The organism is Streptomyces sp. NRRL F-5122, from assembly GCF_001507435.1.
Lineage (GTDB): Bacteria > Actinomycetota > Actinomycetes > Streptomycetales > Streptomycetaceae > Streptomyces > Streptomyces lannensis.
Map to the genome: position 1 here is coordinate 50937 of NZ_LMWH01000250.1, position 7300 is coordinate 58236.

A 7300-nucleotide genomic window follows, 5' to 3' on the forward strand; every position below is an offset into this window, starting at 1 on the left:
CCTGCCTGAGAGTTCCAGCCGGTCATTCGTCACGCAGCCCCTCCTGTGATGCGGCCGGACGACGGGGCGTTGACGCATTCCGATATAGGCATATGATGGCGGCATGGCACGAGCGGCAACCACCTCGGACGCGTTCAACGCGATAGCCGAACCACAGCGACGGGAGATCCTGGTGCTGCTGCGGGGCGGCGAGCGGCCGGTGACCGACCTGGCGCGGGACCTGGGGATGACCCAGCCGCAGGCTTCCAAGCACCTGCGCGTCCTCCGGGAGGTCGGGCTGGTGCAGGTCCGCGGGGCGGGCAAGCAGCGGCTGTACGGCCTGGACGCCCGCGGGCTGCGGCCGATCCACGAGTGGGTGGGCGGCTTCGAGCGATTCTGGAACGAGAGCTTCGACCGGCTGGACGAGTACGTGCAGGAGTTGAAGCAGGCAAGGCAGGAGGGACCACAAGATGGCGACGACCAGTAGCGGCGGCGAGGCTGTGCACGGGATCACGGACCGCGAAGTCGTGATCTCCCGGGTGATCGGCGCCCCGCGGGAGCTGGTGTTCGAGGCGTTCACGGGAGTCCGGCACCTGTCGCGGTGGTGGGGACCGGAGGGCTTCACCACCACGACACGGTCCTTCGAGTTCCGCGTCGGCGGGGAGTGGGACTTCGTGATGCACGGGCCGGACGGGATCGACTACCAGGAGTGGATCACCTGGCGGGAGATCGTGCCGCCGGAGCGGATCGCGCTGCTCCACGGCGAGTCCCGCGACGACCCGAACGCCTTCGAGTCGGTCCTTACCTTCGAGCCGGCCGGCGAGCAGACCCGGATCGTGATGCGCACGGTGTTCCCCACCAAGGAACTTCGCGACGAGGCCGTGGAGAAATACCACGCGATCGAGGGCGGCGAACAGACGCTGCGCAACCTGGCGGCCTACGTCACGGAGGCAGCCCGGGAGCGGTCCACGGGCCGCGGGCCGGCGACCGCCGGCGAGACCATGACTGACCGGGAGGCCGGGCGGGAAGGGACGGAGCGCTGATGGCCGGGAAGGTGTTCTTCAGTGTGACGATGTCACTGGACGGCTTCATGGCCCCCGAGGCCGTGCCCGTCGAGGACGTCTTCTCGCCCGAAGGTCGGAACGACCCGAGGGTCCAGCGCTGGATGACGAAGTGGTCGGAACTGCAGGCGTGGGCGTTCCCGCAGCGGTGGTTCCGGGAGAACCTCAAGCTCGGCGAGGGCGGCGAGGAAGGACTCGACAACGACATCGCACGGGCGACGTACGAGCGCACCGGCGCGAGCGTCATGGGCAAGCGCATGTTCGACGGCGGCGAGCTGGCCTGGCCGGAGGAGGCGCCGTTCCACACCCCCGTGTTCGTCGTCACCCACACCAAGCGTGACCCGTGGGAGCGGCCGGGCGGCACCACCTTCCACTTCGTCAACGACGGCATCGAGAGCACGCTGCTCCAGGCCCGCGAGGCCGCCGGCGACCGCGACGTGCGCATCGCCGGCGGTGCCGAGACCATCCAGGAGTATCTCGACAGCGGTCTGATCGACGAGTTCTCGATCACGCTCGCGCCCGTGCTGTTCGGGACCGGTATCCGCCTGTTCGACCGTGTGGACCCCGCGCACCTCGCGCTGGAGCAGACCCGCACGGACGCATCGTCCCGGGCGACCCACCTGACCTACACCGTCGCGAAACGCTAGCCCACGTTCCCGCAGCGTGCGGTGCTGGCGGGACTGACATACCCAGCCGTCCATCGATCCGGGTCGGCCTCAGATGTTTCTCCGGGCGCAGGTGGACGGTCCTGCACACCACCGGTTGTGGTGTACGCGACGGACTGCGGTGCGACCGCGGGTCGTGCCCGGGCTTTCGGGACGTGTCCTCGCGAGGCGACGGCGGAGCTCCGGTGCCGTCGATTGTCATCCTGGCACCGGAGTTCCGCGCGTAATCGCCGTTGATGCTGGGTCAGATGCTGAAACCGCCGTCGACGGTGAGCAGCGCGCCCGTGATGTACGAGGCCTTGTCGCTCGCGAGGAAGGCGACCGCCTTGGCGATCTCCTCGGTGGTGCCGAAGCGGCCGAGAGGCGTCCCGGCGATCTGCGTGGCCGCGAAGGGACCGTCCGAGGGGTTCATGTCGGTGTCGACGGCCCCGGGGCGGACGACGTTGACGGTGATGCCGCGTGGGCCGAGGTCACGCGCCCAGCCGCGGGCGAGTTGGTCGACGGCGGCCTTGCTCGCCGCGTATTCGGCAACACCTGGAGCGGCGATGCGCTCGGCGACGATGCTTCCCACCAGGACGACGCGCCCACCGTCGGGCAGGAACCGCGTCGCGGAATGCGTGGTGACGATGGTCCCCAGCACATTGGTGGCCATCATCTTCCGGACTCCTTCGAGGAGTTCCAGCTCCAGCTGGTCCACCGTTCCCATGACCGCGATGCCGGCGGAGTTCACAAGCACGTCGATTTGCCCGCCCAGGAACTCCGCAGCCTGCTCGACGGCGGTCGACGCCTCATGGGGATCCGTCTGGTCGGCCTGCACGGCGAGCGCCTTCGCGCCGAGAGCGGCCAGTTCGGCGACGACCTCGTCAGCCTGCTTACCCGCCTTCTGATATGTGATGACGACGTTCGCGCCCTCGCGGGCCAGTTCACGGGCAATCCCGGCACCGATGCCCCGCGACCCTCCGGTCACGAGAGCGGTCTTGCCTTCAAGCGCCTTGGACATGGTGATCTCCCTGTGCGTTCAGCCGATCTGCGTTACTCGGCCGAACCTAAAGATTGACATTAGTGTGAAGGTCAAGCGCTGAAGAGGTGACGTGCTTCACGTTGACGGGCGGCGCCTGGGTCTGCCGCTTCGGCGCAGTGACGTCGCCCTTCGCAGCGGGATTCCGGGCCAGGCTTCCTTGTGCATGATCGAAGCCCGGATTCGTCCGGCGAGGATCCGCGGTAGTTGCGGGGGTGTGAGGGAGGGCGGAGGTGATGCAGGTGCGACCGCCGCCGTGGCGCTGGACGTCAATGGCAAGGCTGTGCGGGCCCGCCATGACGCCCGGGGGTAGAGCGATTGGGACGAGTCGCCCTCGCGGAATGTGCGATCGCGGACGTACTGGAGGAGCGTTTCGATCTTTCTGCCATGGAGACGAGGTGGGAGGGGTGTCCGGTCAGCCACCATCGACCATGGCCAATGGGACGAGGTCCATCGGTTCAGGGAATGCGAGGCCGAGCGTGCAGGGGGGAAGGATTGGCGACCGACCCGCTACCTTGCATGCGGAGTGGTGCTCCCCGAACGCATTCGGGTGCCGTGCAACGGCCTTGGCCGGTCTCCCTGGCGTACGGACCGCGGAATCGCAGAAGACATCAGGCTTGGCGGGCGTAGGAAGCGAGGCGATCCGCGAACGCTTCGATGAGGTCGCGCAGTTCATCGGGGCGCTCGACGACGAACGGCCGGTCGAGTGAGGCGAGTACCGGAGGCAACCAGTCAAGCCGCTCCGCCCGTAGCTCGACGTGTAGCCAACGCTCGGCCGCCCGGTCCTGGCCCGACTGGGACTCGTGCTCCTCCAGGCTCGCGATGCTGGCGGGAAGGTGGGCGCGGATCTGCTGGGGTGTGCCGTGGATCCGCAAGGTCACCTCATGTTGGTACTCGGCCGTGGCAAACCCCGACAACACGCGCTGTGCCGGACCGGGACCCTCGGGCGCTTCGAAAGTGCCGGGCAGCGTCCTTGCGTCCGCGATGCGATCGAGCCGGAAGGTTCGGTCCTCGCCGATCTGAGGGTCCTTGCCGGTGACATACCACCGGCCTGAATGGGCGACGATCCCGTACGTATGGAGGGTGCGTTCGGTGCGCCGTCCGTTGCGGTCGGTGTAGCGGATCGAGACCGGTCGGTGGTGGCGCACCGCATCGGCGAAGGTGAGCAGGACCCCGGTGTCCGGGGCTTCGAACTCGCCGGGCTGATCCGTGAAGGCGAGATCCTGCAGGAGTGTGTCCAGTCGGCGGGCGATGTGCTTGGGCAGTACCCGCCGGATCTTTGCCGATGCCGTCTCGTTCGCCGTGCGCTCCGTCGTCGTCAACCCTGCTCGCCGCCCGGCGACCAGGCCGAGCAGTACGGCCAGCGCTTCGTCTTCGCTGAGCATGAGCGGAGGCAAGCGGTACCCGGGAGCGAGGCGGTACCCGCCGTAGCGGCCGCGCACCGATTCCACGGGGACGCCCAGGTCGGTCAGATGCTCCACATACCGCCGCACGGTGCGCCCCTCGACGCCGAGCCGGTCGGTGAGTTCGGCCACAGTCCGGGTGCCGCCCGATTGCAGTAGCTCCAGGAGTGTCAGCACGCGGCCGGTGGGTCGGGGCATGTGCACACCTTAACGCGAATACAGGACCGATTCTGTCCGCTATCTCTCCTAGCCTGCGAAGTGCATGCCTTCAGCACAACCGAGGAGATCCCGTGAACTTCGTCTCGATCCGCATCATCACCAGCGACGTAGCGCGCCTTGTCGAGTTCTACGAGCGAGCCACAGGGGTGCCGGCGACGTGGGCCACTGAAGACTTCGCCGAACTGAAGACTGCTGGCGCAACCCTCGCGATCGCCGGTACCCGCACTGTTCCGCTGTTCGCCCCGGGCTCTGCCCGCCCGGCGGACAACCAGAGCGTGATCACTGAGTTCCTCGTCGACGACGTGGACCGCGTTCACCAGAACCTGACGGGCTTCGTCACCGACTTCGTCAACGAGCCCACCACGATGCCCTGGGGTAACCGGTCGCTGCTGTTCCGCGACCCTGACGGCAACCTCGTCAACTTCTTCACCCCCGTCACTCAAGCGGCCATCGAGAAGTTCGCACGTTGACGCCACGCACAGCGGCGTTCATCGGGAGCCCAAGGGCTGTCCCGCTATCGACCTCCGCGGCGTAGGGTCGGCGGGACGGTGCGGCCAGTGGCGCCGTCCCGCCGACCTGAGAGGGCATCGTTGAACCCGAACCCCATCTGCTGCTTCTGCTACCAGGCCATCGATCTCGACCAAGACGGGGCAGCGACCGAGCTCAGGCTTGGCGCAGTGGACTCGGGGCGCGGGGGCGAGGTGCGGCAGAAGGTCTACACCCACTCAACCTGTCTGCGCGAGCGAGTCCATCCGAGCATCGACCTCTGGTGGGAGTTGTGAGGCGGGTTCGGCTTGCAGAGCTGTCGGTGGCGGGTGCAATGATCTTGCGGCCGACGCGTGATCATCAGGTAGCGGAGTAGTCGAACAATTACGGCTGCTCAGTCAACCACCAGGTGGTCATCGACTCCGACACCCGCGTGGTCGTTGCCGTCGGCCGCCCGGTTCCGGGCAACCGCAACGACTGCAAGGCGTGGTCCGATTCGGGTGCCGCGGCGGCGGTGGGCAGGACGACCACCGTCGCCGACGGCGGCTACGAGGAGACCGGACTGATCATCCCGCACTGTTGCCCCGCCGACGGCGAGGTGTGCGACTGGAAGAAGGAGCGCAACCACTCCCACAAGCAGGTCAGTGCCCGCGTCGAGCATGTCTTCGCACGGATGAAGGCCCGGGAGATCCTTCGCGACTGCCGCCTGAAAGGCGACGGCGTCCACAGCGCGATGCTCAGTATCGCTCGGCTGCACAAAATGCTCCAGGCTGCGTAGTTCCACCCACGCCACCCCGAACCTCGGCAACACCTGCATGTCAGAGATCAATTGCGGACAGCTCTCAGTGGCCGTGCCGGGCTGTGGCATCAATCCGCGATCCGGGCCATGACCTGGTTGAACATGGCCTGCTGGCGGGCAGGGTCTAGGCCGCCGGACGATCTTCAGGAGTCCACACGACCCCCGATGATCACGCAATGGCCGTCCCTCTTGCAGGCTGGGCATCGGCGTGGTTTCGGAGTCGAGTTCTGGTGTCAGGCTGTGAAGCCGCCGTCGACGTGGATCGAGGCTCCGGTGATGTAGGAGCTCTCCGCGCTTGCCAGGTGGGCGACGGTGGCCGCGATCTCGGCCGCTTCCGCATAGCGGCCTACAGCCGTGAAGCCGGCGATCACCTCGGAGTTCGGCCCGTCGGCGGGGTTGGTATCCGTGTCGGTGGGGCCGGGATGCACCAGGTTGACAGTCACTCCACGCGGACCGAGTTCTCGGGCCAGGCCCTTCGTCATCCCGGCCAGAGCCGTCTTGCTCATCGAGTACAGGGCCAGTCCGGGGAAGACCGCACGCTCGGCGACATTGCTGCCGATGCTGATGATGCGGCCGCCCTGGACCATGTGACGCGCTGCCGCCCGGGACGCTGTGAACGGTGCTCGGACGTTCACCGCCAGGGTGCGATCGATCTCTGCCGGCCCCAGGTCTTCGAGGGGGCCAACGAGGAAGACGCCGGCGTTGTTGACCAGGATGTCGAGTCTGCCGAACAGCGCGGCGGCCTCGTCCACCGCGGTGGTGAGTGCCTCAGGGATGGCGCTGTCGGCCTGGATGGCCAGTGCCCGGCACCCTCTGGCCTTGATCTGCTCCACCACCTGGGTGGCGCGTTCCGCGTTGTTCTCATAGGTCAGGGCAACATCGGCACCCTCTTCGGCCAGCCGTAACGCCACAGCGGCACCGATGCCCCGGCTGCCACCCGTGATCAAAGCCACGTTTCCTTGAAGTCGCCTCATGACGTTGAGCATTGCTGGCACCAGCGCCGGAAGCTGGCGGGAATCCGACCCGGCGTTCGGCCTCCGGGAGGACAACACCACCCTGATCACGAAACCGCACTGGAGTACCAGGGCGTGTATCGAAAGTTGATCTTCGATATGAGCGGAGTCCGTTGAGGGGGTGGCGCCCGAAGGCCGTCTTTCCAACACTGGTGACGTACAGGCGACGGGGGGACAGACATGGCGACGCGCACTGAACCGGCGCAGGCACCGCTACCGGCGCGGCGGCCGGAGCTGGACGCGATCCGGATGCTGGTCGTGTTCGGGCTGGTCTTCTTTCACTCGGCGCTCGTATTCGCTGCCGACGACGACTTCTACGTCAAGAACGCCGAGACCACCGAAGCCATCATGATCATCGCTGGGTTCGGGGTCGTCTGGGCTATGCCGCTGCTGTTCCTCATCTCCGGCCTCGGTGCCTGGCACTCGCTTCAGCGCCGCGGCGCGGGCGGCTTCACCCGCGAGCGGTTGCTGCGGCTCGGCGTTCCGCTGGTCTTCGCGACCCTCGCGCTGAACCCGCTGCCGCAGTGGCTGCGGCTGCGCTCGGCCGACGCCGACTATCACGAGTCGTACCTCGGCTTCCTGCCCCGCTTCTACGACGTGCACCTGGAGCCCGAAGAGTTCCCCTTCCTCGTCCAGGGCGAGCACTTCGAGACCGGC

The 7300-nt window shown here is 67.2% G+C and carries 9 protein-coding genes and 1 pseudogene; 7 read left to right on the top strand and 3 right to left on the bottom strand.

Features of this window, described 5'->3' with window-relative positions; translation table 11 throughout:
- Window positions 1-103 precede the first annotated feature (103 nt).
- From ADL25_RS31115 to ADL25_RS31125, 3 genes are read left to right on the top strand one after another with little or no spacing between them, the layout of a single operon-like run.
- Window positions 104-466 (top strand): ArsR/SmtB family transcription factor, encoded by a 363-nt coding sequence (locus ADL25_RS31115; protein ID WP_059131219.1) that lies wholly within the window; start codon window positions 104-106, stop codon window positions 464-466.
- A complete protein-coding gene (locus ADL25_RS31120; RefSeq protein ID WP_079050687.1) occupies window positions 450-1022 on the top strand; it encodes an SRPBCC family protein in 573 nt (190 codons plus the stop codon). Before ADL25_RS31115 ends, ADL25_RS31120 begins: the two co-directional genes overlap by 17 nt.
- Window positions 1022-1687 (top strand): dihydrofolate reductase family protein, encoded by a 666-nt coding sequence (locus ADL25_RS31125; RefSeq protein WP_059131220.1) that lies wholly within the window; start codon window positions 1022-1024, stop codon window positions 1685-1687. Before ADL25_RS31120 ends, ADL25_RS31125 begins: the two co-directional genes overlap by 1 nt.
- Window positions 1688-1949: 262 nt before the next feature.
- Here ADL25_RS31125 and ADL25_RS31130 read toward each other — a convergent pair whose 3' ends face one another.
- On the bottom strand, window positions 1950-2705 hold the full coding sequence (locus ADL25_RS31130) for an SDR family NAD(P)-dependent oxidoreductase (protein WP_059131221.1): 756 nt from the start codon (window positions 2703-2705) through the stop codon (window positions 1950-1952).
- A gap of 629 nt (window positions 2706-3334) precedes the next feature.
- The gene (locus tag ADL25_RS31135) at window positions 3335-4324 is read right to left on the bottom strand and encodes a helix-turn-helix transcriptional regulator (RefSeq protein ID WP_059131222.1); all 990 of its coding nucleotides are present in this window, start codon (window positions 4322-4324) and stop codon (window positions 3335-3337) included.
- A 92-nt stretch (window positions 4325-4416) separates the two neighbouring features.
- Here ADL25_RS31135 and ADL25_RS31140 point away from each other — a divergent pair, with 92 nt between their 5' ends.
- The 3 genes and pseudogenes from ADL25_RS31140 to ADL25_RS31150 form a co-directional block, all read left to right on the top strand.
- A complete protein-coding gene (locus ADL25_RS31140; protein ID WP_059131223.1) occupies window positions 4417-4815 on the top strand; it encodes a VOC family protein in 399 nt (132 codons plus the stop codon).
- Between the two features lie 120 nt (window positions 4816-4935).
- Window positions 4936-5127 carry a hypothetical protein gene (locus tag ADL25_RS31145; RefSeq protein ID WP_059131224.1) on the top strand — a complete coding sequence of 64 codons (192 nt, stop codon included), beginning with the start codon at window positions 4936-4938 and terminating at the stop codon, window positions 5125-5127.
- Between the two features lie 50 nt (window positions 5128-5177).
- Window positions 5178-5609, top strand: a pseudogene (locus ADL25_RS31150) (transposase family protein); the annotation flags it as partial.
- Window positions 5610-5863: 254 nt separating this feature from the next.
- On the opposite strand, the gene ADL25_RS31155 reads toward ADL25_RS31150, so the two are convergent.
- Entirely contained in the window at window positions 5864-6604 is a 741-nt protein-coding gene (locus ADL25_RS31155; RefSeq protein ID WP_199839232.1) for an SDR family NAD(P)-dependent oxidoreductase, read from the bottom strand.
- A 219-nt stretch (window positions 6605-6823) separates the two neighbouring features.
- On the opposite strand from ADL25_RS31155, the gene ADL25_RS31160 reads away from it, so the two are divergent.
- The coding region (locus tag ADL25_RS31160) for an acyltransferase family protein (protein WP_159045044.1) at window positions 6824-7300 on the top strand (477 nt) is incomplete at its 3' end.